The sequence below is a fragment of the Granulicella tundricola MP5ACTX9 genome (genome assembly GCF_000178975.2).
Classification (GTDB): Bacteria; Acidobacteriota; Terriglobia; order Terriglobales; family Acidobacteriaceae; genus Edaphobacter; species Edaphobacter tundricola.
This window is the reverse complement of record NC_015064.1, coordinates 1,995,407-2,022,220: the sequence shown is the minus strand read 5'-3', so window position 1 is coordinate 2,022,220 and position 26,814 is coordinate 1,995,407. Positions and strand designations below refer to the sequence as shown.

The window sequence follows — 26,814 nt, the reverse complement described above, 5'->3', positions numbered from 1 at the left end:
AAACCAGTCAAGGAGTCTCACCATGATCGAAACCACCCTCTGCCCCTGCTGCGGTCCCTTCTGCGACTGCGGACCGGAATGCACGTGCTGCACAAAGAAGTAACTCCCCCTCAACCCAGCGTCGAGCCCGTCTCGACGCTGGCCGCTCTCCTCGACCAGCGCCGCCACTTCCTGCGCTTCCTGCAGCGCCGCGTCTCCTCCCCCGCACTCGCCGAGGACATCCTTCAGAACGCATACCTCCGCGCCCTCGAGCACTCCGCCGAACTGCGCTCCAACGAATCCTCCACCGCCTGGTTCTACCGCATCCTCCGCAACGCCGTCATCGACCACTACCGCCACCGCACCGTGGAAGACCGAGCCTTCAACCAGTGGGCCGCCGAGCTCGAAACCGAGATCGCTCCCAACGACCTCACCCACGACCTCGTCTGCCAGTGCATCGCCCGAGCCCTCCCCTCGCTCACCCCTTCCTACGCGCAGATCCTTAACGAAGTCGACCTCGCCGAGTACTCCCTCGCCACCTTCGCCAGGGCCCACAACATCACCCAGCAGAACGCCACCGTCCGCATCCACCGCGCACGCAAGGCCCTCAAGCAGCGCCTCATCGAAACTTGCGGAGCCTGCAGCGCCCACGGCTGCCTGGACTGCAACTGCACCACCTGAATCGCCACGACCGGGTGCCCCACGTCCCGACTCTGGGACGTGGGTCTTCCACTCACCGGGGAATCTTATGGCAGCAGACGGCAACATCGGTTGAGAGCATCAAAGCGCAACATGCAGTCTTTCCAGCACCAGATCGCACCCTTCGCGCCCAAACCCGCCGACCTCAAATCCCGCCGCTGGATCTACATCCCCTACGACCGCTACACCGACCGCACCGGCCCCCTGACCGAGCAGCCCGCCGCCCAAACCGGCATCGTCATCGTAGAGTCCACAGCCAAGGCCCTCCGCCGCCCGTACCACAAGAAAAAGCTCGTAGTCCTCATCTCCAACATGCGCCACTTCGCCCTCGAGCAAGCCGCAAAGGGCGTCAAAGTCCTCTACCACTTCTCCCCCGACTCCCACGGCCAGGCCCTCCTCCACCTCCAGCAATCCAACAAGCTCCCCGCCATCACCTGCATGACTCCCGCAGAGCGAGAACTCCGCCTCGACCTCCACCAGGCCCAACAACAAGGCCTCGATATCACCTTCGCAGAAGACACCACCTGGGCCTCAAGCACGAAGGACTTCACCACCGTCTACGGCCCCTACAAACAAGGCAAGTCCTACGTCATGGACCGCTTCTACCGCAGGATGCGTCAGCAAACCGGCATCCTCATGCAGAACGCCAAACCCATCGGCGGCCAGTTCTCCTTCGACGCAGACAACCGCAGCCCCTACAAGCACGAAGTCCCCGTCCCCACCCCACCCACCTACCCGCCCGACACCATCACCCAGGAGGTCATAGCCCTCGTCGAGCAGACCTACGCCCATCACTTCGGAACGACAGAAGACTTCGACCTACCCTGCACCCAGTCCGACTCCGACGCCTTCTGGCAGTTCTTCCTCACCCACCAACTCCCTCACTTCGGCCGCTTTGAAGACGCCATGCGTGACGACCATCTCCAGCTCTTCCACTCCAAGACCTCCGTCCTCCTCAACCTCGGCCGCCTCCTCGCCATGGATCTCATCCGGGACGTAGCCGCCCGCGCCGCCGAAGGCACCGCCCCCATGGCAAGCTGCGAAGGCTTCATCCGCCAACTCCTCGGCTGGCGCGAGTTCATGCGCCATCTCCACGAGCAGACCGACGGCTACCGCCTCCTCGCCGGCCACGTCCCCCAGGAACCCCGCAAAGTTCCCCACGAATTCTCCCCCGATGCACCGGGTGCCCCACGTCTCGATTCTGAGACGTGGGTTCAAGGTGCCACCCCCTCCGCCCTCGGAGCCTCCCTAACCCTCCCAGCAGCCTACTGGGGCATAGAGTCCGGCCTTCACTGCCTCGATACCGTAGTCAAACAAGTCATCCACGAAGGCTGGTCCCACCACATCACCCGTCTCATGGTCCTCTCCAACCTCGCCAACCTCTGCGGCTTCTCCCCCCGCGAGCTGACAGACTGGTTCTGGTTCGCCTACGTCGACGCCTACGACTGGGTCGTCGAGCCCAACGTCCTCGGCATGGCCACCTACGCCGACGGAGGTCTAACAGCCACCAAGCCTTACGTCTCCGGTGCCGCCTACATCAACCGCATGTCCAACTACTGCGGCCACTGCCAGTACGACCCCAAAAAATCCACCGGCCCCGGGTCCTGCCCCTTCACCTCCCTCTACTGGACCTTCCTTGAACGCAACGAAGATAAGCTCTCCGGCAACTTCCGCATGCAGATGCCCTACAACACCCTCCACAAGAAGAAGCCTGAAGAACTAGTCCAGCTCCGCACCAGAGCCGCCGAAGCCATCACCGACCTGCAATCCTTCAAGCGCCCCAAATACTAGCTTTGAACAACTCCGTGTCTTGAAAGGGCGGGGCTTCAGCCCCGCCGTAAATGGCCCTTCAAGTTTTCGGCTTTAGCCGCCGAGGGAATGCTGGCAGCCGCGATACAGAGCAGATAGCCCTACCGCCCAATCAACCCATGCCCCGCAGCCGTGACCGCGGCATCCCCCGCCCCATCCAACCCGGCCTGGAAGATGATGATCGACTTCAGCGTCTCGTAAGGAATAGAAAGCGGCAGCAGTCGGCCATTGATCGCGATCATCGGCGTCTCCGTCACCCCAACATCCTCCGCCAGCTTGATGGAGCTCTCCACCTCCCCCTTAGTCGCATCCGTCGCCGCACAAGCCGCCGTAGCCGCCGGGTCGAGCCCCGCCTTCGCAGCCGCATCCTTCAACGTCTGATCACCGGTATCGGCCGTCAGCGCGCCCTGCGTGTCATACACAGCCTGCGCATACGTGAAGAACACATCATTGCTCTTCTTGGCAGCACAAACCCCAAAAGCCGCAGCCTTGAACGCAAACGGATGAATCTCCGTCAGCGGAAAATTCTGATACACGATGTGCGCCTTCGGGAAGTCATCCACCAGCCGCTTCATCACAGCCTGTGCATCCTTGCAGTGCGGGCACTGCAGATCCGCAAACTCCACCAGCTCAAGATCCTTCGCGCCATTCCCATGGAACGGCCCATCCGCACGCTGCTTCAGCATCGCACTAATGTCTGCGTACGGCTTCTCGCCAAAGGGATTGACCGCCGTATCCGCCAGCGCATGCTTGCCATCCGGCGTAATAAAGAACACCGCTGTCTGCACCTTGGAGTTCGCAGCCCGGTCGGACACATACACGATCACCTTGCTCACGCCCGGAGCCGCCGTCTTCTGAATCGCCTCCACCCGCCAGATGCGGTTCGCATCCCAGCCCAGCAGCGCATGAAGATAAGAGTCGACCGTCGCCACCGTCGGAGTCGTAGCCGTAAAGTACTTCGGATTCACAGGCGGAAACGGATCGGCCCGCGTAGAAGGATCAAGCGACTGCAACTGCAGCGGAGTCTTCGCCTGGGCCGGAGCCTGTCCCGCAGCCGGCGGCGTCACCGCATTCGGAGCCTTCGCCCCAATCCCCGCAGCCGGAGCCGTCTGCTGTGCTGCACCAACCATCGTTCCAAACGCCAGACCAGCCGCCAACATCGAACCTGCCCAAACCTGCTTCAATCCGTACCGCCTTCTGCCGGAATCCCGGCCCTTCATCAAAGTCACTGCCCTATTAAACCTGAACCTTCGCCGCAATCGGAAACCGCCTGCCCATTCCGAACGACTTTCGCGTCACCTTCAACACCGGCGCAGCCTGCTGCCGCTTGTATTCGCTGCGTTCCACCAGCTTCAACACCTGCCGAACCAGCTCCACATCCACCTTCTGCTCACCCGCAATCTGCTCGGCAGAGCAGTATCGCTCCACATAAGCCTCCAGGATCGGGTCAAGCACCTCATACGGCGGCAGCGAGTCCGTATCCTTCTGGCCCGGCCTCAACTCCGCGCTCGGAGGCTTCTCCAGCGTAGCCACCGGAATCACCTCGCGCTCGCGATTCGCATACCGGCTCAGCTCATACACCTTCGTCTTCACCACATCCGCAATCACCGCCAGCCCGCCCACCATATCGCCGTACAGCGTGCAGTACCCCACCGACATCTCGCTCTTGTTCCCCGTCGTCAGCACCAGCGCGCCAAACTTGTTGGAGAGCGCCATCAGCAGTGTCCCGCGTATCCGAGCCTGAAGATTCTCCTCCGCCAGCCCAAACGGAGTTCCCGCAAACAGCGGCCCGAGCATCTTCATGTAAGCCTCATACCCCTCATGAATCGCCAGCATCTCGAACCGCACCCCCAGGTTCTCCGCCAGCACCCGCGCATCGTCCTTGGACCCCTCGGACGAGTACTCGCTCGGCATCCCCACACCCATCACGTTCTCAGCGCCTAGCGCCTCCACCGCAATCGCGGCCACCAGCGCAGAATCGATCCCCCCACTCAACCCAATCACCGCCTTGCTGAACCCACACTTCCTTACATAATCCCGAGTCCCCAAAACCAGCGCATCCCACATCGCCTTAATGTCATCAAGCGGGTGCCCCACATCTCGCTTCTGAGATGTGGGTTCCTCTACAACAGCCCCCGTCTCAAAGATCACCAGATCTTCGACGAATGCAGCCCCCATCCCGATCAAAGTCCCATCAGCCCCCATAACCACCGAAGCCCCATCGAAGATCAAACTATCGTTCCCACCCACCTGGTTCACCATCGCCACCACGGCTCCATGCCGCACCGCCAGCGCAGCCAGCATCTCCTGCCTGACCTGCTGCTTACCCTTCCAGAAAGGGGAAGCAGAAATATTCACAATCACCTTAGCCTGCCCACGCAAACTCTCCGGCTGACTATCCCAAGTCTCCATCAACCGCTCGATCGGATCGATCGCATACAGCCGCCGAGGCCAGAACCCCTTGTCGTTCCACGCATCCTCACAGATCGTCACCGCCAGCGGCACTTCACCCTTCGCCGTCATGATGGAGGTCAACGCCTGTTGAGTAGCGGGCTCAAAGTACCTCTGCTCGTCGAACACATCATAGAAAGGAAGCAGCGTCTTCTGCTGCACAGCCCGCACCTTACCCGCCTGCATCAGCACCGCGACGTTCCGCACCTGCTTCCCTTCGCTCACCCCGGAAGGCATCACAGACCCACAAAGCACAGCCGGTCGCCCAGCGATACCCGTCCACTGTTGAATCTCGCCAATCGCCTCACCAGCCCGGTCGACGAACGCCCGCTTCTCCAACAGGTCAGCCGGCGGATACCCACAAACCGCCAACTCGGGAAACACGACCAGGTCCACCCCTGCATCCGCCGCCCGCCCGGCGAACTCCAGAATCTTCCGCGTATTCCCTACAAAATCCCCAACCGTAGGATTGATCTGAGCCAGTGCAATCTTCACCACACCAGTCTACCAAGTAAGCGGCGAGCCTAAGAACCAGTGCCGCTAAACACCACGCCCACCGTCCGAGCGAGAATCTTCAGATCCAGCCAGAAGGTCCAGTTCTCCACGTAAGCCGTGTCCAAAGAGATATAGCTATCGAACGAAGGGTCCTGCCGAGCCTCAACCTGCCACAACCCGGTAATCCCCGGCAGCACGTCCAGCCGACGCAGATGCGCCAGGTCGTACTGCTCCACCTCGCTCGCAATCGGAGGCCGCGGACCCACCAGGCTCATATCGCCGCGCAGCACGTTGTAAAACTGCGGAATCTCATCCAGCGAGTACTTCCGCAGAACACGCCCAACCTTCGTAATCCGCGGATCGTTGACGATCTTGAACAGCACACCCTCGCGTTCGTTCATATGCTCCAGGCTCGCCTTGAGGTGATCCGCATTCGGCACCATCGTCCGAAACTTGAAGCAGTTGAACGTCCGCCCCTTGCGCCCGATCCGCGCAGCCTTGTAGAAGATCGGCCCGGTCGAATCCATCCGCACCGCAATCGCAATCCCTGCGAGAATCGGCGAAGCCACGAGCAGAGCAATCGAAGACAGCATAATATCCAGCGCACGCTTCATCAGGAATGAGCCAATCGGAAAGTCCCGCCGATGCAGCGGAATCGTCGGAAACTGCCCGATATACTCCACCGGCGCATTCCACGCCAGCCCGTCATAAAGATCCGGCACCACCCGCACGTCGATCCCCACCGCCCGCGCCTCTTCCACCAGCGCAATCACCAGCTTCTTATCCGCCGGCACCGAAAAGAAAATCTCATCCACAAACAGCGCCCGAGCCAGCGACAGGCAGTTCTTGATATCGCCAATTACATCCGCGTCGCCCGACTCCGCCTCACGCTCCGTCAGGGCCACAAAGCCCTTGAAGCGGAACCCAAGATGGCGCAGGCTCTCCAGGTGATTCCTCAGCGCATGAGCCACCCGCCCCGCGCCTACGATCAGCACATTCCGCGTCTCCAGTCCCTCGCGATACCGGCTGTACTCCATGCTCCGCCAGATCGCTCGCCGGACCGAGAGCAGCACCGCCGTAATCCCCACCAGCAGCAGCACCACCACCCGAGGCACGTTATCGCCCCGCAGCACATAAAGCGCGCCACACAACAGCAGCCCGGACGTCAGCGTAGCCTGCACCGTCATCCTCTGCTCATGCAGCCCGCTGCGATTCTGAATTGGCCCGTAAAGTCCATACGATCGGGCAAAGAACACCAGCGTCCCACCAAACCACGCCAGGTAGCCCAGCCACAGCTTCGGAGTCTGTGTAAAGATCTGGGGCAAAAGTGAACCTGGATGATCCGCGGAATTACCCATCTGCAGCCGTTGCGCCATCACCGCCGCCACCACCACAGTCAGCAGGTCAAGGGTCGCCCATACCAGGCTCGTCACAGAAGGCCGCTGAAACACCCGCCGCCGCGCCGAGTTCGCACGGCCGCCGCCGCTTCGCCTGCCCGATACAATTACCTGCTGGAGATAATCTGGTGTCGCCATCTTCCGATCGTTCTCCCTGCTTCAGTACCACTCAAAAACTGCAGCTATTCAATCGAGGCAGGCAACTCACGCTGCAAACCAACCCCTCGTTTCAGGTTGATCTTCATGCCCTTATAAGGTCAGAAGGCTGCCGTCCACATATGAAATCCAAGACTCTCACCAAGGAAAGTGTTAGTCCATTGCACATTACGGGCAGAGAGCCGTTCAGAAGGTCTGATCGAATCATACTTTGCCTCAAGACCATAAACAACCTCTAAGACAATCTCTATCCAACAACTTACCGCCTACCCGGTAACTGCGTCGCACATTCAGAAGTAACCGGCCTTCAGCCTTTCTTAAGCCGGAAGCACCAGCTCATCCAGCGTCAGGAACTCCCGCAGCACCGGATCGTCGCTCTTCTCCATCTCCTCCATCGTCCCAAAGAACTTTGCCTCACCCTCATGCAGAAACACCACACGATCCGCCAGCTTCTTCGCAAATCGCATATCGTGAGTCACGACAATACTCGTCAGGTGCAGTTGTTGCTTCAACCTTTCGATTAGATTTCCTAAAAGATGTGCCATCAACGGATCGACCATCGTCGTCGGCTCGTCGTACAGCACCGCCTCCGGCTGCGCCGCCAGCGCACGCGCAATCGCCACGGACCGCTTCATCCCTGTCGACAAATCGCTCGGCAGCAGATGATCCATCCCCGCCACCCCTACCATCTCCAGCAGCCCCTTCACCACCTGGTAGATCTGGTCTTCCTCCATATCGCCCCGCTCCCGCAGCGGAAACGCCACATTCTCCCCCACCGTGATCGAGTCGAACAGCGCCCCGTTCTGAAACACCATCGTCACCTTCCGTCGGATCGCCTGCATTTGCTTCTCGCTGAAGTTCGTCACATCCTCCCCCGCAATCCGCACCGTCCCCGAGTCAGCTCTAAGAAACCCGAGCAGCATCTGCAGTGAAACCGACTTCCCCACCCCGCTTCGCCCCAGAATGCAAAGCGTCTCCCCAGGATTCACGCAAAAGCTCACACTCTTCAGCACGTCGAACGCCCCAAAAGACTTCGACACCTTCTCAAACGAGATATAAGACCCCGGCTTGTGGTTCTTCGTATCCGGAATCTCCTCCGCAGCGGCCTCATTCTGCGCCGCGGCCCGCTCCATGAACTCACCCACAGCCTCAGCCACATCGGGCGAAACCTCGGCCGTCAACGGAGTCTCCCCATCCACGTCCCCACGTTGTTCCGCCTCACTGCCTGGAACCTTCTGCTCCGGCTCGTTATCAGGAACTCCCGTCCCGCCCTGCTCGTCATCATGCGCCATCAGTCACCTGTCCCTCATTGGATGCACCCACACCATCCAGCTACTCACCATCATCCATCAACTCCGCAAACTCCTCCGGAGTATTCGCATTCCTGAACCACTCCACCTCCTCAAAATCCACATGAGCCACCACACCCGAACTCTCCGCCGCCGCCGTAACCCTCCCGCGCCCCGTCGCCAAAAAAGCCCGCATAGCCCCCACCGAACCCTTCGCATAAGCCGCACAAAGCGGCTGCACCTCCCCATTCACCCGAGCCATCACCGCCACACACCCACCCTCCGCCGCCCGCGCAACAATCCTCTCCCAAGCCACCCGAGGCACAAACGGAACATCCACCGGACAAAACAAATTCCACTCCCAGGCCGTCTGCGAAAGCCCCGCCACAATCCCCCCCAACGGCCCCCGCCCAGCCTCCTCATCCACCACCACCCGCCCAAACGGCCCCAACTCCACCCGCCCACAGATCGCCACGTCGACGCACACCTCCCCCAGCGTCCTCACCCCCCTCGCAACCAGCGTCTCCCCACCCAACTCCAGCAGCGCCTTATCCCGCCCCATCCGCGAGCTCAAGCCCCCCGCCAGCAAAAACCCTGCAACCTCCACCTCTGTGTCCTCTCCGTTTTCTCAGTGTGCTCTGTGGTTAGCTTTTGCCTGCTCTCAAGCCCCAACCAACCCCATCCATCGCACAATCGACTCAATCCCCCGATGAAAGTTACTCAAATTGAACTTCTCATTCGGAGCATGCAAGTTATCATCCGGCAGCCCAAACCCCATCATCACGGTAGGAATCCCCAGCTCCCGCACAAAATCCCCCACAATCGGAATCGACCCACCCCCCCTTACAAACACCGTATCTTTCCGAAATACCGTCTGCATCGCCTCAGTTGCCGCCGCCACAAACCGATTATCCGTACTCACCACAATCGGATCGCCGGAATGGATCATCCGCACCTCAGCCGTGCAGCCCTTGGGAACAATCGTAGCCACATAATCCCGCAGCAGTCCAAACGTCTCCGCAGGAGTCATATCCGGCACCAGCCTCAGACTCACCTTAGCCGTAGCCTTAGCCGGAATCACCGTCTTCGCTCCCGCGCCAATAAAACCACCAGGCATCCCATGCACATCCAGCGTAGGCCTCGCCCAAGTCCGTTCCAGCACCGAGAAACCAGCCTCTCCAGTCAGCGCAACCGATCCAACCTCCGCCTCCCGATACTCTTCCTCATCGAACGGCAGCGCCTTCCAGGCCTTCAACTCAGCATCCGTCGGCCTTTGCACCTTGTCATAGATCCCCGGAATCAGAATCCGTCCATCCTCATCCTTCAGCTTCGCAATCAACTGCGCCAGCCCCACAAACGCATTCGGAGCCGCCCCACCATACATCCCGGAATGCAGGTCCGTCCGAGACCCCTTCACCTCGATCTCCGTATAGATCATCCCGCGCAACCCAACGCACAACGTAGGCAGCTCCGGCGCAAACATCTCCGTATCTGAAACCAGCGCCACATCCGCCTTCAACTGATCCCCATGCTCCCGCACAAACGCCGCAATCCCCTCACCCCCGACCTCTTCCTCCCCCTCTACGATTACCCGTACATTCACCGGCAGCGTCCCCCCACCCGCCACCATCATCGCCTCCAGCGCCTTCACATGCATCCACATCTGGCCCTTATCGTCGACAGCCCCCCGAGCATATAAATTCCCATCCCGCACCGTAGGCTCAAACGGAGGCGAAAGCCACTCCTCCAGCGGCTCCGCAGGCTGCACATCATAGTGCCCATAGCAAAGTACCGTAGGTTTCCCGGGCAACTTCAACCAATCCGCATAAACCAGGGGATGCCCCTGCCGTCCCGGTCCCGTCGCTGAGGGCTCCGTCGAAGTCTCAATCAACCTCACATTCTCCATCCCAATCCGCGCCAACTCATCCGCCACAAACTGAGCCGCCCGCCGAGTATCCCCCACCCGCTCCGGATCAGTCGAAACCGAAGGAATCCGAATCAACTCCTTCAACTCCTCCACAAACCGATCCCCATTGTCCTTCGCAAACGCAACCGCCGCCGTCAATCCCGCCATATCAATCCTGCCTCTCACTGCCGTCTCACTACACCGTCACTGCCGTCTCACTACACCGTCACTGCCTCTTGGGTTCTCCACCAGCATTCCAGGCCGGCTTGAAATCACTCGTAGCCAACCACCTAACCGGCTCCACCAGCGATTGAATCGCACTCGTCATAAACCCGATATCCAAATGAGCCAGATCATCATCCGGCTTGTGATAGGTAGGAGGAGTCCCCCAACCCGCAGCCGTATGCGCCACCACGCCCTGCAACGCCAACGCGTAGTTATCGCTGCGCTCAAAGAAGTGTTCCTCAGGATAAGGATCAGGCCCCAGCAGCGCCCCATGCTCCTTCAGCGTAGGCCCCAGGTTGCTCCGCTCCCAACCCGTCAGCAGCAGCACGCCCTTCGGCATCTTGGGGTCCTGCGTCCCAATCATCTCGAACTCAAGATTCGCCACCAGCTCCTTCAACGGCACCGGAGGATGCTCGCCAAAGTAAGTCGACCCCAGCTCCCCAGCCTCTTCGCTCCCATAGCAAACAAACAAAACATTCCGCCGTGTCTTAGGCCCGCCAGCCAACGCATGCGCCAACTCCAGCACCGCCGTAGTCCCCGCCGCATCGTCATTCGCCCCGTTATAGATCGAATCCCCATTCACCGGAGCCCCAATCCCCAGGTGATCCAGGTGCGCCGTCAGCAGAATCGTCCCACTCCCCGGCTCGCTTCCCTCCAGGTACCCAATCGCATTGAACGTCTTTCGAGCCGTCGCCTCAGGCACCACATGCACATGCAGAGATAAAACCGTCCCACTCCCCAGCCCAGCCAGCTTCGCCATCCCCGCTTTGCTCACGGAAACAATCGTCGCCCGCGTCCGCCCCGCCGCCGCATCCTTCAACCGGATCGGCGTCCGTGTCTTCCCGCCGAACATCGTATAAAGCCCCTGCGTCGATTCATCCTCCCCCACCACCACCATCGCAGGTCCACTCCGCTGCACCGCGCCGATCGCCTGCATCCCAGCCTGTCCGGCCGGCAGCGCGCCCACCACCACAACGGCCCCCTTGCTCACCCGCGCCGTCTTTAAATCACCCGAGACCATAGCTACCGGCCCACTCACATCCGCGCCGGAGGAGATCAACAACGTAAAGTCGCTGCCCTCATTCAACGTCACCCCACCAGCCTTCAGCACCGCATGACCGTCGAGCCTCGGACTCACCACCTCCGCCGCCTGCAGATAAGAGCTCATCCCCGGAGCCATCTTCAGCCCATACCCCATGAACTCGCTCGCCACATACGTCGCCGTAATCTCCTCATCCCGAGTAGCGCTTCCCCGCCCGGCCATCACATCGCTCGCCAGAAACTCCTCATGCGCCCGCACCCACTCCGGCTTCACCGTCCAGGCCGCCTGCCCAAAAACAGGCGCAACCATCAACCCAACCATCAACCCAACCGCAAGCCGATCCAAACGCATTCGCTCTCCAGGCCCATCAAACTCAGGCAAGCCAATCCTAACCGATCACCGCCGAACCTATTCCCCGCGGTGATCATGGATTAAGTCTCTCCCAATCCACCCCTAGTCCCTGCTCCCTGGTCCCTGATCCCTGGTCCCTGGTCCCTGGTCCTGGTCCCTGGTCCCTGGTCCCTGGTCCCTGGTCCCTGGTCCCTAAAACTCTAGACCGGCACCGGCTCCGCCCATCCATTCTTCTCCCTCCACCCAAAGAACGCCGTCACACCCGCAATCACCAGGAACCCGCACGTAAGCCCCGCGCACCCCGGCCAGCCAGCCATCCTCCACACCAGCCCCGGCAGCACACCCCCCACCGTCCCGCCAATGTAATAGCTGCAGATATACATCCCCGCAGCCGATACCCGCCCACCCGCCGGAGCCGCATCTCTAAGAAAGCTGTTCGCGCACACCTGCGCCACAAACACCCCGGAGCTCGCCACCGCCAGGCCCAGCGCCACCACCGGCAACAGGTGAATCAACGTCAGCCCCACCCCCACCAGGCAGCATCCCACCGCAGCGAGCATCCCAGCCCTCAGCCCCACCTTCGCCAGCACCGTCCCTGCAATCAACGTAGCCACCAGCCCAAACAGATACACAGAGAACAGCCAACTGATCGCATCCGTCGAAAGCAGGAACGGAGCCTCAGTCAGGTAAAACGTGATGTAGCTGAACACGGACACCAGCGTAAACAGCATGCAGAACCCGATCGCGAACGTAGCCAGCAGCCGCGTGCTCCGCAGGTTCCGCATCACCGGCGTCCAGATCGATTCAGCCTTCTTCGCAACCCGCCGCATCGTCGCCGGCCGCAGCAGCCACTGCGTCGCCGCAGCCCCACACAGCCCCAGCACGCCCAGCAGCACAAACACCGGCCGCCACCCGACCCTGCCCCCCAGCAACCCACCCGACACCCGCCCCACGAACCCGCCGAACACCGTACCCGCCACATACACGCTCATCGCCCGAGGCACCTGCAGCGCCGGCCACTCCTCCGTCACATACGCGATCGTAATAATGAAGATCCCCGGCGTCAGCAGCCCTTCCAGCAGCCGCCACATCGCCAGTTGCACCAGGTTGTGCGCCGTTGAGGTCATCAGCGTACTCAACGCCAGCGCCGTCATGGAGATCACGATCGTCCGCTTACGATCAAGCCTCTCCCCAAACACCGCCAGCAGCATCGCGGAAACCGCCACCCCCAGCGTCGCGGCGCTGATCGTCAACCCCACAGCACTTTCAGACGCATGCATCACCCGGGAGAGCAGAGGCAGCAGCGGTTGCACGCAATAAAGATCCAGAAACGCCAGCGTCCCGCACAAAAACACCGCCAGAAGCTGTCCCGCACCACCCCGTAACTCCGTCTTTTCCTCCAAAGGGGAGACCACACGACTAATAGAAGCCATACCTAAGAGATGCCCGTATCTCCTAACTCGTCGCAATTCAACCGAATACCGCGCACACTGAATCTCGCCTTTCCGACTCGCAACTCGAAACTCGCGACTCAAAACTGATCAATGTGCGCCGTTGCCTGTTCTCTTCATAAGCAAACCCCATCCCCCTCAAACCCAGACTTATAAAGCGCACAATTCCTTCATGGCAACCTCCGTCCAAACCTGGAACACCACCGCCTACGCCGCCAACGGCCGCTTCGTCGCCACCATGGCCACCGCCATCGTCGATCTCCTCAACCCCCAGCCCGGCGAGCACATCCTGGACCTCGGCTGCGGTGACGGTGCCCTCACCACCCAACTCGCCGCCTCGGGAGCCCTCCTCACCGGTGTCGACGCCTCCGACACCATGGTCGCCGCAGCCCGCGCCCGAGGCCTGACCATCGACCACCACCGCGCCGAGAACTTGCCGTACGAAACCCAGTTCGACGCCATCTTCTCCAACGCCGCCCTCCACTGGATCAACCTCGCCCTCCAGCCCGCGGCCCTCGCAGCCATCCGCCGCGCCCTCAAGCCCACCGGCCGATTCGTCGCAGAGATGGGCGGCCAGGGCAACATCGCCGCCATCCGCACCGCCCTCTCCGCCGTCCTCGCCCCCTACAATCTCGACTCCGAAGCCCTTGCCGCCAGCTTCTTCCCCTCACCCGCCCACTACCAGTCCCTGCTCGAAGCTGCCGGCTTCGCAGTCCAGTCCGTTACCCTCCACCCCCGCCCGACACCCCTCCCCGGCGGCCCGGATGGCATGGCAACCTGGCTCCAGACCTTCCGCAACGGAGTCCTCGACCACGTCCCGGCCAAGCATCGCCCCAAAGCCCTGGCCGATACCGTAGCCCTCCTGACCCCCATCCTCCAGGACCCCCTCACCCACAACTGGACCGCCGACTACGTCCGCCTGCGCCTCCACGCCACCCCCAGATAAAAGTGCGGGCCATGATCGGCCCGCGGCAGGATGTCCAAACCTAACTCACATCGTTTGAAGACTTTGAGTACTTTTACCCCGGTAGGGGTCAAGGGGTCGATTTACAGCAAGTAGTCGAAAACGTAGCTGTGCTTTCCACCCTCGATCACGATCTTCATCGTCCCACTCAACCCCACTAACTCGCCCGTCCCAGACCCCGGAACCACCGTAACCGTCAGACTGGACTTTCAATTACCCACATCTTCTCCCCCAAGAGCTGGCAGTCTCAAGGGCTCAAGAATGTCACTATTAATCTTTCTGCTGGTCTGATGAAGTCCTTGTATGGAACCTCGGGACGAGGAGATTGGGAGTTGGCTGGAACGTGAGGTTGCGGGCTGCCAGTTTAAGGATGTTCGTCACGGCAAGAGATTCGTTACTCTTCTCACGCAACTGTCAGAGCAGATCGGCGGAAGCATCCCCTTCGCCTGTCAGGACTGGGCGGCTACGAAGGCGGCCTACCGCTTCTTATCGAATGCCCGGGTTGATGAAGAGAAGATCCTGGCTGGGCATTTTCTCTGCACTCGGGAGCGTTTCGCTGCCACAAACGAATCTCCGGTGCTGGTGCTTCACGACACGACCGAGTTCTCTTACCACCGGGACGATCCTGAGTCAGTTGGCATCCTCCAGAAACTGGCCTCGCCTTATGCCAAGGGCGGCGGGCCGGGCCACCACATCACCTGCGGCATCCTGATGCACTCCAGTCTGGTCGTCACCACGGATGGTCTTCCACTCGGGCTGGCTGCGATCAAGTTTTGGAGCAGGGACAAGTTCCATGGCGCGAACGCGCTCAAACGCAGCATCAATCCGACACGTATCCCGATCGAACAGAAGGAGAGTTATCGCTGGCTCGAGAACGTGAAACAGTCGACAGCCTTGCTGGCCGAACCTGAACGTATCGTCCACATCGGCGATCGTGAGAGCGACATCTACGAACTGTTCTCAATCGCCCATCAGGCCGGTACTCATTTTCTTCTGAGAACGTGCGTGGACAGGCTTGCCGGTGAGGGCGACCACACGATCGCCGACGAGATGCGCGAGGTGCACGTGAAGGGGCTGCACCGGGTCGAAGTGCGCGATAAGAAGGGCACCGTAAATGAAGCCGTTCTTGAACTCCGCTACCGTCGCATCAGGGTGCTTGCTCCAGTTGCCAAACAGAAGATGTATCCGCCGCTGATGCTCACGGTCCTTCATGCCATCGAGCGCAATCCTCCGAAGGGTCGCGAGCCGATCGACTGGAAGCTGGTCACCGATCTTCCTATACGATCCCGCAAGGAGGCCATCGAAAAGCTGAACTGGTATGCCATGCGGTGGAAGATCGAGACCTTCCACAAGATCCTGAAGTCTGGCTGCAAAGCAGAAGACGTGAAGCTACGCACCGCAGATCGACTCGTCAATCTCATCGCCATCCTATGTCTACTCAGCTGGCGAGTCTTCTGGATAACGATGCTGAACCGGACCAGACCCGAGGGGGCACCCTACATGGCGCTGACGCCAACCGAGATCTACTTACTGGATCAGCTGGTAAGCGATCCACCCGGTGCCACTCTCACCGGCAATCAGCTCTCCTTGTACCTGACCAAAGTTGCCCGCCTCGGAGGCTACCTTGCTCGCGCCAAAGATCCGCCTCCAGGAAACACTGTCATGTGGCGCGGAATGACCCGCCTCACCGACATACAGCTCGGCTTCATCCTCGGCACGAAACTTGTGGGTAATTGAAAGCAGACTGGACGCCCCCTGATCCATCGTCCCCGAGTGCTGCAGCGCGAAGCCGCCCTTCTTCCCATCCAGCGTCCCCGTCACCGCCTCGATCGCCACATACCCCGCCGACCCCTTCGAGTAATCCCCCGCCGAAAGCATCTGCCCCTTGCTGATCCCCTCCAGCGGCCCATGGAACGCCTTATCGATCAGCATCCGCCCAACCGCCGGACTACCCCCCGCCTCATCGCCCGCCTGCGGCACCATCTTCACATCGAAACTCCCCGTCACATGCTTCATCGTCTTCCCTCCCTGTGCAAACGCCATCTGCATCCCTAGCAACGCAACCAGCAAGATCCAAACACGCCTCATCCCAACCTCACATATCCTAATGCCCAGACTGTACAGCAGACTCCAGCCCCGCAATCACCTGATCCGTATGCTGCACCCCCTCAGGATCGTACTGCCCCGCCAGCCTCCGAGCCTCCCCAAACGCCGCCTCCGCCTCCGCCTTCCGCCCCATCGTCAGAAGCACAGCCCCCAGGTTCACCCGTATATCCGGTGCCACCCCACTCCCCGCCACCGCCAAATTCGCCTCCCCCAGGGCCTCCTCCAGCCTCCCCCGTCTCAGCAGAAAGCTTGAAGCGCTGGAGTGAGCCTCAGCCGAAGCCAACGGCAGCGCCACATCCCCTCGAAACACCAGAACCGCATCCCCGATCATGTCGTCCGGCCGCCGCTTCAGCAGCTCCCCATAAGGATTCAGCACCCCATTCCCCCAGAACAACCCGCTGGCCTCCACCGCACTCACCAGAATCGTCCCATGCACCGTGGGCGGAATCACCGGCAACTGCATCCCCGTAACCCGCCCAAACCCCGAAGGCAGCGGCCTGCAGTTCAGACGGTAGTGATCCACAAACGATACCCCCAGCCCCACCGCATACCAGCAATCCTCCACCTTGTTCTTCCGCAGATAGTCCGAGGTCTTCAGAAATGTCTGCCCCCAGTCCACATTGGAGTCCGTCAGCACCCGATACGTCCGCGCCGGCCCACCAAACGCCTCATTCGCATAAGGCAGGTAATCCGGAAACGCCCGCAGCGAAGACCCCACATGAACCACCAGCAGCACCCCCGCAATCGCCGCACCCACCCGTCCCCACCCCATTATCAAACCCGCCGACCACCCCGCCAGCACCATCACAAACGGAAACACCGGCAGAATATGTCGAACTCCAATATTCTCCGGAGCATTCAAACTCACCGCCAGATAAACCACCACCGGCACCAAGAGAAATACCAACTCCCGCCAGTACCGCCCGCCCTTCCCCCTCGCCACAAACGGCAACCCCACCAGCAACGCCAGCACCGCCAGCGTGCTCTTGATCACGAACGCCACCGGAAAGTACATCTTCGTCGGCCCCGGATGCACCGTCCCCAGTAGAAACGAAGGCAGCGCCCCACCAAAGATCTGCAGATCCACCAGCCCGTAGAGATAGCCCTCCGGCAGCAGATGCATCCGCGCCGCCGCCATAATCAGCCCAGCCTTCCCCGTAGGCCCCAGCATCGCCGCATAAGCCGCCAGCGTCGGAGCAAGCTGCAGCCCACCCGGCCTCGCCGCGTACGTAAACCGATAGAACCCCCACAGCACCACCCAGGCCACCAAAACCGCCCCAACCCAACCCAAAACCCTCTTCCACCCCCCAAATCCCTGGGCCACCTCACCACCCGCCCGCAACCGCCGCCGCTCTTTCAACCACTCCAGCAGCAAACAAACCCCAAACATCGGCAGCAGCAGCAGGCTGCTGAACTTAGCCGCCAGCGCAAGCCCCACTGCCACCCCCACCACCAGAAGCCGCCCAATACCCGGCCTCTTCTCATACCGGTAAAGCGCATACATCGCCGCAAAGATCATGCAGCTCGCCGCCATATCGGTCGTAACCAACGCCCCATGCGCCAGCAGAGTCGGCTCAAACACGCACAGCACCAGTGCGATCAGCCCCGTCCCCGCCCCAAACATCTCGTAAGCCGCCGCAAACACCATCGCCGCCAGCAAAAGCGAGAACACCGAAGCCGCCACCCGCGCCCGGAACAACACCCGCCCCGCATCGTTGCCGTACAGAAACTCCCCGCCCCCCACATACTCCTGCATCTTTGAAGTCTCCGCCTCCGCCCCCTGCGGCACCTTCAACCCCATCCCCAGCAGCGGCATCGCCGCCACCAGCTTCAACATCGGCGGATGCTCCGGATTCAATCCATAATCCCGAGCCGTCCAATACTCATACCCTGAATAAAGATGCGCCGCCTCATCCGCCGTCTGCGACATCGACCGCACCGAAAGCCAAAGCTCCCCCGCCAGCACCGCGAACAACGCAGCGACCGCGAAAACATACGCAACCTTGGGCCAACTCCTACGGTCCATACCTACCAACTGAATCTTGGATTGAGAATACGTGCTCCCGACTCCCTTCTCTATCCCACCTCCGCCACCTTCCTCCCACAACCCCGCAAATGTTACCCTTTAGCTTATGTACGCCGTGTTCGTCATCGCCGCGATCCTGCTTTCCGCTTCGCCGATGCACGCCCACACCCTCATCGCGGCCATCCTGCCGTCCAGCACACCGGCCCAGCACCTGGCCGCCTCAGAGCTGACAGAACCCCGAGACCTTGCACCGGCCACCCGGCCCGCACCCCGCAAGGTCCCCGTCCCGCCCGTCTTCCCGGATCGTTCCAACGCATCGATCCCCGCCGCATCTCCCGCGCCAGCCGTCCCCCTTTCGGCTGCCGCGCTTCTCACCCACGCACCCAACGCCCCCTGACGGCGTTTCCCTCCCCCATCAAGTCATCCACGCTCACACTCCATCTCTGAGCGCACCCAGCTTCTCGCCCGCCCCATCCGGGCCGCAGCCTATAAGGACACACCCTCGTGATCAACGCAGTCATCGCAAAAGTCTTCGGCACCGCCAATGATCGCGCCCTCAAGCGCATCCTGCCCATCGTCCAGCAGGTCAACTCGCACGAAGCCGCCCTCCAGTCCCTCACGGACGAGCAGCTCCGTGACAAGACCGCTGAGTTCCGCCAGCGCGTAGCAGCCGCCATCGAAGGCATCGACCCCAGGGAAGATGCCGACGCCCTCTACGCCGCGGAAAAGGCCGCCCTCGACGCCCTCCTGCCCGAAGCCTTCGCCGTCGTCCGCGAAGCGGGCAAGCGCGTCGTCGGCATGCGCCACTTTGACGTCCAGCTCATCGGCGGCACCATCCTCCACCAGGGCAAGATCGCGGAGATGAAGACCGGAGAAGGCAAGACCCTCGTCGCCACTCTCCCCACCTACCTCAATGCCCTCGCCAGCCGCGGCGTCCACGTCGTCACCGTCAACGACTACCTCGCCAAGCGCGATGCCGAATGGATGGGCAAGATCTACGGCTTCCTCGGCCTCACCGTCGGCGTCATCGTCCATGACCTCTCGGACGAGCAGCGCCGCGCCGCTTACGCCTCGGACATCACCTACGGCACCAACAACGAGTTCGGCTTTGACTATCTCCGCGACAACATGAAGTTTGAGCTCTCCGACATGGTCCAGCGCGGCCAGTACTACTGCGTCGTAGACGAAGTCGACTCCATCCTCATCGACGAAGCCCGCACCCCGCTCATCATCTCCGGCCCCACAGACCAGACCACGGACAAGTACGTCCGCGTAAACGTCATCATCCCAGAACTCGTCCTCGGTGAACTCACCGAGACCGTAGACTCCAAGGTCTACACCGGCGACTTCGTCATCGACGAAAAAGCCCGCGCCACCACCGTCACCGACGAAGGCTGGGAGAAGATTGAAAAGCTTCTCGAAATCGGCAACATCGCCGACCCGGAAAACTGGGACCTCAAGCATCACGTAGAGGTCGCCATCAAGGCCCACCACCTCTACAAGCGTGACGTCGAATACGTCGTCAAGGACGGTGAAGTCATCATCGTCGACGAGTTCACCGGCCGCCTCATGCCCGGCCGCCGCTGGTCCGATGGCCTACACCAGTCTGTTGAAGCCAAGGAAGGCGTCAACATCCGCAAGGAAGACCAGACCCTCGCCACCATCACCTTCCAGAACTACTTCCGCATGTACAAGAAGCTCAGCGGCATGACCGGAACGGCAGAGACGGAAGCCGCCGAGTTCGACAAGATCTACAAGCTCGATATCGTCGTCACCCCCACCAACCGCCAGATGCTCCGCATCGAAAACCCCGACGTCGTCTTCCGCACCACCAAGGAAAAGTACTTCGCCGTCGCGGATGAGATCAGCCGTCTCCACGACCTTCGCCAGCCTGTTCTCGTCGGCACCACCTCCATTGAGAAGTCAGAGCTCCTCTCCGACATCCTCAAGAAGAAGGGCGTCCGCCACGTCGTCCTCAACGCCAAGTTCCACGAGAAGGAAGCCGAGATCGTCGCCCAGGCCGGTCGCCTAGGCATGGTCACCATCGCCACCAACATGGCCGGCCGCGGTACCGACATCCTCCTCGGCGGCAACTCAGACTTCATGGCCCGCCAGGACCTCGTCCGCAAGCAGCAGGCTCGCGCCGTCTCAGCCGCGGAGGGTGCCATTCAGCCCGTAGCCGGACCCGGCATGTTCCGCTTCTACTACAACAACCAGGAGTTCGAGTGCAGCCAGGAAGCCTGGGACGGAGCCGTAGCCTCCCATGAAGCCGCCGCGAAAGCCGAGCATCAGGAGGTCCTCGCAGCCGGCGGACTCCACATCCTCGGCACAGAGCGCCACGAGTCCCGCCGCGTCGACAATCAGCTTCGCGGTCGCGCCGGCCGTCAGGGCGACCCCGGTGCCTCCCGCTTCTACCTTTCCCTTGAAGACGATCTCATGCGCATCTTCGCGCGTGAATGGGTCTCCAGCCTCCTCGAGCGCCTCGGCATGGAGGAGGGGGTCCCCATCGAATCCGGCATGATCTCCCGCCGCATCGAAGCCGCCCAGAAGGCCGTAGAAACCCAGAACTTCGAGTCCCGCAAGCACGTCCTCGAGTACGACGACGTCATGAACAAGCAGCGCGAAGCCGTATATGGCCTCCGCAAGCAGCTCATGGAGGGAGTAGACCAGAAGCAGCTCATTACCGAGGACTACACCAGTACCATCATGTCCAACATCCTCGACGAGACCGCCCCTGAAAAGGCCCATCCCGACGAGTGGAAGTCCGAAGCCCTCTTCGACCAGATCTACGACATCTTCGGCGCACGCTTCACCAACGGCACCGACACCCCCACCGCTCTCGACCTCACCACCCTCAGCCGTCACGAGCTCGGCGAGTCCATCTTCGATCGCCTCCGCGCCCGTTATGACATCAAGGAGCAGATCCTCGGCGCCACCGCCATGCGTTACCACGAGCGCATCGTCATGCTCTCCGTCCTCGACGGTCTCTGGAAGGATCACCTCCTCGCCATGGACCATCTCAAGGAAGGCATCGGCCTCCGCGGCTACGCCCAGCAGGACCCGCTCGTCGCCTACAAAAAAGAGTCCTTCGACATGTTCGAAGCTATGATGATGCGCTTCCAGGAAGACACCGCACGTCATCTCTTCCGCATGCAGATCATCGGCCCCGACGGACAGCCCATCGAATCCGCCGAGCAGCTCGCCGCCGCCCAGGCAGCCCAGCAGCAGCCCCCCACCATCGAAGGCCAGCTTCCCGAACTCGAAGCCCCGCGCCCCACGATCCCAACCAAGGCCCCCGCCACCACCATCGACGCCCTCGAGCGCGAGTTCCAGAAGCGCAAGGAACGCGAGCTCGAGCAGTCCCGCCAGGCCAGCGCCTCAGCCACCGCCGACGAATCCAACACCCAGCGCATCGCCGGCGAGCGCGTAGGCCGCAACGACAAATGCCCCTGCGGCTCAGGCAAGAAGTTCAAAAACTGCCACGGAGCCAACGCCTAAACAAATCATCACTCATAACAAAAGAGGATAAGAGCCTAGCTCTTATCCTCTTTCTCTTTGCAGTCAGCAAGCCCTACCCAGCAGCCGCCTCAACCTTATCCCCTTCACCCGGCGCAAGAAACAGATTCGTCTCCAACCCATGCTGCCGGGTATAAAGATCAAAGTACCGTCCCCCCAGCGCATAAAGCGACTCATGCGTCCCTCTCTCCACGATGTTCCCCTGCTCCACCACAAGAATCTGATCCGCCTTCCGAATCGTAGAAAGCCGGTGCGCGATCACGAACGTAGTCCGCCCCTTCATCAGGTGATTCAGTCCCCCCTGGATCATCGCCTCGCTCTCAGAGTCCAGTGAGCTCGTAGCCTCATCCAGAATCAGAATCCGCGGGTCCGCCAGGATCGCCCGGGCAATCGAGATCCTCTGCCGCTGCCCGCCGGAAAGCTTCACCCCGCGCTCCCCCACGATCGTGTCATACCCTTCCGGAAACCGTTCCGCAAACTCATCCACCCGTGCAATCCTGCAAGCCTCTATCAGCCGCCCTTCGCCGGCATTCGGCCGTGAAAACAGCACATTCTCCCGGATCGTCCCATCGAACAGAAACGTCTCCTGCAGCACCACGCCCAGCTGCTCACGATAGCTGCTCAACCGCACCGTACCCAGATCCACCCCATCCACCAGAATCCTGCCGCCCGTCGCCACATGGAATCCGCACACCAGGGAAATAATCGTCGACTTCCCAGACCCGCTCGATCCCACCAGCGCCGTCACCGTCCCCGGCTTAGACTCGAACCCAATCCCATGCAGCACCGGCTTGCCCGCCTCGTACTCGAACAGCACATCCTCAAACACCACATCGCCTTTGATCGTATCGAGCGTCACCCTCCGCTCCGGCCCCCCATCCTCCTCCATCTCGCCCAGGATCTCCGTCGTCCGATCCAGTCCCGCCATGGCCTCCGTCAACTGCGTTCCAATCGAGACCAACTGCGCCACCGGCGCCACCATGAACGCCAGGAAAGCCATGTACGTCACATAGCCGCCCGTCGTCAGCTTGCCCGCCACTACCTCATGGCCACCCAGGTACATGATCAACGCCGTCACCACCCCCAGCACCGTCGTGCTCGCCAGGCTCATGAACGACTGCGCCCGAATCGAAGACAGCACGTTATCCAGCAGCCGTCCCACCCCCGCCCCAAAGACCCGCGCCTCGCTCTCCTCTGCGTGATACCCCTTCACCACCCGCACGCCGCCCAGCGACTCCGTCAGCCGTCCCGTCACATCCGCATTGATCTTGGACCGCTCCCGGAAGATCGGCCGAATCGTATTGAACGCACGTTGCAGAATCAGAGCAAATGCCACCAGGATGCAGAACGTCAGCGCCGTCATCTTCACGCTCAGCGAGATCAAATAGCAGAACGCGAAGATCGCCGTCAGCACCCCGCCAAAGAAATCGATCACGCCCGTCCCGATCAGGTTCCGCACGCCTTCAACGTCCGTCATGATCCGTGCCACCAGCGTCCCGGTCCGGTTCTCGTCGAAGAACGAAACCGGAAGCCGCCCAATATGCGACTGCACCTGCATCCGCAACTCTGCAATCAGTCGCTGTCCCGCCTTGGAGAGCAGTTGCGTCAACAGGTAAGACGTCAACCCCTGGAGCACCGTCGCGCCCACCACAAAACCCACGATCTTCGGCAGCAGCTTCAGGTCATGATGGGTCATCACCCCGTCGATCAGAGACTTGAAGGAAGCCGGCAGCACCAGCCCACACGCCCGGTTCACCACCATGAGCGCAAAGCTGATCCCCAGCAGGCCCATCCGCGGCTTCACCAACGCCCAGATCTGCGGCCACACCTTCTTCAACCCCGGCTTGGGTCGACCAGCCGTCAAAGCCGCCACCGTCGCCTTGCCGGTCCCACGAGACGGACGATCCGCCGAAGGCATACCCCCATTGAGGCTTGAAGAATTAAATAGTCCAGCCATACCCTAAGCCTCTCTCAACCCGGCAGGAACCTAAACCCCGCCGCCAACCCGCGCACGCCGCGCCTCAATAAACGAACGAATACAGAACGCCACGAACAAAAGACAGATCAGGCAAGTACCGGCCTTCTCTTCGACCGCAATTGGATGCGCGAACTCCTTGCCATGCGCCAAAGCAAACACATCAAACGCACTTTTAATCGTCCCCAGAAAGCCCAGCAGCCCTACTGTGACCGCAATATGCATCCATAGCGCGCGCTTCTTCGCATCGGGAGTGTTCGCCACGCCACCGCAAACAGCCAGAATCACGCCAATCAAGCTCGGAATCAAAGCCGTAGGAGCGTGGCTCCCCGTCAACACAAACCCCGCCACCCCCACAGCCACCAGCAACACCCCAAACACAATCGTCAACTTAGCCATCCATCACCCCTCATCATGTATTCAGTCTATGTATCCATAAAGATACGCATGTGTTTGTCATTCCGCTCATTCTTGCTCTTGCTGTCATCATTTTGCTTGTCATTCCGCAGCGCAGCGGAGGAACCTGCAGTTTTCTAAGCCCCCGCAGCCTTCTTCACCGCCTCTTCCATCTCCCCCACCTGCCAGTCCTTCTGCGGATACCACCCAATCACCTTCCCATCCTTCCCAATCAGCACCGTAGAAAGCGAGTGCATCAACGTCTGCGGATCGCCCGCTCCCGTCACCCCCACGTCGAACCACTCCTCCATCTTCGGTAGCTCGGCCAGCGTAGGAGCAGCAAAGTCCCAATGCTTGAAGTCTTCTTCCGTAAACCGCCCCGTATGCGCCCCGCCGTAGCTCCGCAGCACCTTCGGCGTGTCGTACGCCGGGTCAAAGCTCACGCTCAGCAGGTGCGTCTTCGCATAGACGTCCTTATCCTTCGCCAGTCCCCGGTCGATCTCCGCAAAGTTCTCACTCATTCGAGGACAAAAATCCGCCATCGGACAACGCGTATAGATAAACGTCAGCAGCAGCACCTTCCCTTTGAACTGTGCGAGATGAACCGTCTTCCCGCTCTGGTTCAGCAGCTTGAAGTCCGGCACCTCCTCGCCCGCTGTAGGTGAGTGATACTGCACCTTCGGCACATTATCCGGCCTCGCCTGCGCCACCACAACAACATGATCCAGCTGAGTCTTATACGGCCCACCCGGCGTATCCTGCACCAGCACCCGGGCCGTAATCACATCCCCCACATGCATCTCGCTGATCGTCGAGGCATCCGCCAGCTTATAAGGCATCGCCATCGCATCCATAAACCCCGGAATCGCCTTATGATCCACCGTAATCTCACCCGACCCAGGATCGACCTCCAGAATCTTCCCCCGCATCGAGTACACCTTCGTCCCCGAAGCCACACCCGCATCGCCGCCCCCACCCTTCCGGCAACCGGTAACTCCCAACCCAAGACAAACCAAAGCCACCACAAAAACCCGAACCACCACATTCTTCATACAAAGATGATACCGCCGCCCCATCACGCCGGGTGCCCCAGCCTCGGACGACAGTCTCATCGTCGGACAGGGTGGGGTATCGTTTGCGGAAGCAAACGACCGTCTTCCTGTACCAGCCACCAACCCGGGTGCCCCATGTCCCGATTCTGGGACGTGGGTTTCCACGACCCCCACCACCCCAACCCCACAACTAAGCTATCCTCACCCTAAACCCGTCACCCATGCCCACACCTCAACCCCACGAAGTTCCCTCCACCCCCGTCATGCACCTCGCCTTCGTCCTCACCGGACTGGGCACCATGCTCCTCGGCCCCATCCTCCCGCTTCTCTCCCAGCGCTGGCACCTGGACGACGCCCACACCGGTCTCCTCCTCATGGCCCAGTTCGCCGGCTCCTTCCTCGGTGGAATCACCACCTCCCACCGCCTCCGCACTGGAACCCTCTTAGGCCTCGCCGCCGGAGCCATCGGCTTCACCCTCTTCGCCCTGGCCCCATCCCTCCCGCTCGCCTGCATCGGCCTCGTCATCGGCGGCTTTGGAGTCGGTCGAGTCATCACTACCATCAATATCACCGCCGGCAACCGCTTCACCCAGAACCGAGGCTCCGCTCTCTCCCGCCTCAACTTCACCTGGAGCTTCGGCGCGCTCCTCTCGCCCGTCCTCGCCGCGTGGCTCACCCCCCACTTCGCCCTCTCGAACCTCCTCCTCATCTTCGCCCTCTGCTTCCTCCTCCTCGCCATCCTCCTCCTCATCGAACTCCGCAATAACTTCGATTTGTCATTCCGCACCCTGAGCGAAGCCGAAGGGGAGGAATCTGCTTCACCCGGACCAGCACAATCCCTCCCCACCGCCATCTTCCTCTACTTCATCACCCTCCTCTTCCTCTACGGCGGTCTCGAAACCTGCCTCTCCGCCTGGCTCACCACCTTCGCCCTCCGCTTCGGCGTCAACTCCCTCGCGCTCAGCGAGTACACCATGGTCCTGCTCCTCTCCGGCCTCACCGCCGGCCGAGCCATCGCCACCTGGCTCCTCCTCCGCATGCGCGAGCGCACCCTCCAGCGCATCGCCCTCATCCTCTCTGCCCTTCTCGCCGCAGCCCTCGCCACCTCCCGCCACGCCTCCGTCATCGCCACCCTCGCCGTCCTCCTCGGCATCGCCCTCGCCCCCATCTTCCCCGCGACCTTCGCTCTCCTCATGGCCCATCGCCCTCCCGCCCGTAAAGCAGGCGTCGTGATGGCCGTCTCCGGCCTCGGAGCCGCCGCCCTCCCCTGGCTCATGGGCGTCATCTCCACCCACGCCGGGGGACTCCAGGTCGCCCTCATCGTCCCCATCGCAGTCGCCATCGTCATGCTCGCCCTCAGCTTCCTCCCCGCCTCAGCCGAGTCCACACACCCCTGAATCCGCCAGGGTCTCATGATGAGCACAAGACCTTTCTTCTCAAGACTTTACAAAGCGATGTCCAGACTTAACCTCAATAGAATGAAGACTTTGCACATTTCAGAGGGAGGTGGGGGGTACCCGCCTGTATAA

At 61.2% G+C, this 26,814-nt stretch carries 20 protein-coding genes and 1 pseudogene; 7 read left to right on the top strand and 14 right to left on the bottom strand.

Annotated elements, in window-relative coordinates; genetic code table 11:
- Positions 1-78 precede the first annotated feature (78 nt).
- Positions 79-660, top strand: a complete 582-nt coding sequence (locus tag ACIX9_RS08655) for an RNA polymerase sigma factor (protein ID WP_013580100.1) — start codon at positions 79-81, stop codon at positions 658-660.
- A gap of 111 nt (positions 661-771) precedes the next feature.
- Positions 772-2,469, top strand: a complete 1,698-nt coding sequence (locus ACIX9_RS08650) for a cryptochrome/photolyase family protein (protein WP_013580099.1) — start codon at positions 772-774, stop codon at positions 2,467-2,469.
- Between the two features lie 119 nt (positions 2,470-2,588).
- Here the strand turns inward: ACIX9_RS08650 and ACIX9_RS08645 are convergent, their stop codons facing one another.
- The 8 genes from ACIX9_RS08645 to ACIX9_RS08610 all read right to left on the bottom strand — a co-directional run bounded on the left by ACIX9_RS08645 (position 2,589) and on the right by ACIX9_RS08610 (position 13,214).
- Positions 2,589-3,671, bottom strand: a complete 1,083-nt coding sequence (locus ACIX9_RS08645; protein ID WP_232298832.1) for a DsbA family protein — start codon at positions 3,669-3,671, stop codon at positions 2,589-2,591.
- Between the two features lie 52 nt (positions 3,672-3,723).
- Complete coding sequence (locus tag ACIX9_RS08640) at positions 3,724-5,433, bottom strand: NAD+ synthase (protein ID WP_041597571.1); 1,710 nt, start codon at positions 5,431-5,433, stop codon at positions 3,724-3,726.
- 29 nt (positions 5,434-5,462) lie between these two features.
- Complete coding sequence (locus ACIX9_RS08635; RefSeq protein ID WP_013580096.1) at positions 5,463-6,968, bottom strand: sugar transferase; 1,506 nt, start codon at positions 6,966-6,968, stop codon at positions 5,463-5,465.
- 335 nt (positions 6,969-7,303) lie between these two features.
- Positions 7,304-8,278 (bottom strand): ABC transporter ATP-binding protein, encoded by a 975-nt coding sequence (locus ACIX9_RS08630; RefSeq protein ID WP_013580095.1) that lies wholly within the window; start codon positions 8,276-8,278, stop codon positions 7,304-7,306.
- A 40-nt stretch (positions 8,279-8,318) separates the two neighbouring features.
- Positions 8,319-8,882, bottom strand: coding sequence for a molybdenum cofactor guanylyltransferase (gene mobA / locus ACIX9_RS23690; RefSeq protein WP_013580094.1), 564 nt, complete (start codon positions 8,880-8,882; stop codon positions 8,319-8,321).
- Between the two features lie 54 nt (positions 8,883-8,936).
- Positions 8,937-10,349, bottom strand: coding sequence for a dipeptidase (locus ACIX9_RS08620; protein WP_013580093.1), 1,413 nt, complete (start codon positions 10,347-10,349; stop codon positions 8,937-8,939).
- 58 nt (positions 10,350-10,407) lie between these two features.
- Positions 10,408-11,799 (bottom strand): M28 family peptidase, encoded by a 1,392-nt coding sequence (locus ACIX9_RS08615; RefSeq protein ID WP_013580092.1) that lies wholly within the window; start codon positions 11,797-11,799, stop codon positions 10,408-10,410.
- 200 nt (positions 11,800-11,999) lie between these two features.
- Positions 12,000-13,214: an MFS transporter gene (locus ACIX9_RS08610; protein ID WP_198152182.1), complete on the bottom strand. Its 1,215-nt coding sequence runs from the start codon at positions 13,212-13,214 to the stop codon at positions 12,000-12,002.
- A gap of 208 nt (positions 13,215-13,422) precedes the next feature.
- On the opposite strand from ACIX9_RS08610, the gene ACIX9_RS08605 reads away from it, so the two are divergent.
- Positions 13,423-14,196, top strand: coding sequence for a class I SAM-dependent methyltransferase (locus tag ACIX9_RS08605; protein WP_013580090.1), 774 nt, complete (start codon positions 13,423-13,425; stop codon positions 14,194-14,196).
- 101 nt (positions 14,197-14,297) lie between these two features.
- On the opposite strand, the gene ACIX9_RS27355 is transcribed toward ACIX9_RS08605, so the two are convergent.
- Positions 14,298-14,414: a DUF3224 domain-containing protein gene (locus tag ACIX9_RS27355; RefSeq protein ID WP_083808415.1), complete on the bottom strand. Its 117-nt coding sequence runs from the start codon at positions 14,412-14,414 to the stop codon at positions 14,298-14,300.
- Between the two features lie 103 nt (positions 14,415-14,517).
- Between ACIX9_RS27355 and ACIX9_RS08600 the strand changes: the two genes are divergently transcribed.
- A complete protein-coding gene (locus ACIX9_RS08600; protein ID WP_013580089.1) occupies positions 14,518-15,951 on the top strand; it encodes an IS4 family transposase in 1,434 nt (477 codons plus the stop codon).
- Positions 15,952-15,963: 12 nt separating this feature from the next.
- Here ACIX9_RS08600 and ACIX9_RS26840 read toward each other — a convergent pair.
- Both ACIX9_RS26840 and ACIX9_RS08595 read right to left on the bottom strand, forming a co-directional pair.
- Positions 15,964-16,230: pseudogene (locus ACIX9_RS26840) on the bottom strand (DUF3224 domain-containing protein); the annotation flags it as partial.
- Between the two features lie 88 nt (positions 16,231-16,318).
- Positions 16,319-18,346 carry an ArnT family glycosyltransferase gene (locus ACIX9_RS08595; RefSeq protein ID WP_013580088.1) on the bottom strand — a complete coding sequence of 676 codons (2,028 nt, stop codon included), beginning with the start codon at positions 18,344-18,346 and terminating at the stop codon, positions 16,319-16,321.
- Between the two features lie 106 nt (positions 18,347-18,452).
- Between ACIX9_RS08595 and ACIX9_RS08590 the strand changes: the two genes are divergently transcribed.
- Both ACIX9_RS08590 and secA read left to right on the top strand, forming a co-directional pair.
- Positions 18,453-18,743, top strand: a complete 291-nt coding sequence (locus ACIX9_RS08590) for a hypothetical protein (protein WP_013580087.1) — start codon at positions 18,453-18,455, stop codon at positions 18,741-18,743.
- 107 nt (positions 18,744-18,850) lie between these two features.
- Entirely contained in the window at positions 18,851-21,844 is a 2,994-nt protein-coding gene (gene secA, locus ACIX9_RS08585; protein WP_013580086.1) for a preprotein translocase subunit SecA, read from the top strand.
- A gap of 73 nt (positions 21,845-21,917) precedes the next feature.
- Here the strand turns inward: secA and ACIX9_RS08580 are convergent, their stop codons facing one another.
- The 3 genes from ACIX9_RS08580 to ACIX9_RS08570 form a co-directional block, all read right to left on the bottom strand.
- A complete protein-coding gene (locus tag ACIX9_RS08580; protein ID WP_013580085.1) occupies positions 21,918-23,819 on the bottom strand; it encodes an ABC transporter ATP-binding protein in 1,902 nt (633 codons plus the stop codon).
- Between the two features lie 30 nt (positions 23,820-23,849).
- The gene (locus ACIX9_RS08575; RefSeq protein ID WP_013580084.1) at positions 23,850-24,236 is read right to left on the bottom strand and encodes a hypothetical protein; all 387 of its coding nucleotides are present in this window, start codon (positions 24,234-24,236) and stop codon (positions 23,850-23,852) included.
- A 134-nt stretch (positions 24,237-24,370) separates the two neighbouring features.
- Positions 24,371-25,345, bottom strand: a complete 975-nt coding sequence (locus ACIX9_RS08570; protein WP_013580083.1) for an SCO family protein — start codon at positions 25,343-25,345, stop codon at positions 24,371-24,373.
- Positions 25,346-25,506: 161 nt separating this feature from the next.
- Between ACIX9_RS08570 and ACIX9_RS08565 the strand changes: the two genes are divergently transcribed.
- Complete coding sequence (locus ACIX9_RS08565) at positions 25,507-26,682, top strand: MFS transporter (protein ID WP_013580082.1); 1,176 nt, start codon at positions 25,507-25,509, stop codon at positions 26,680-26,682.
- Positions 26,683-26,814: the final 132 nt, after the last annotated feature.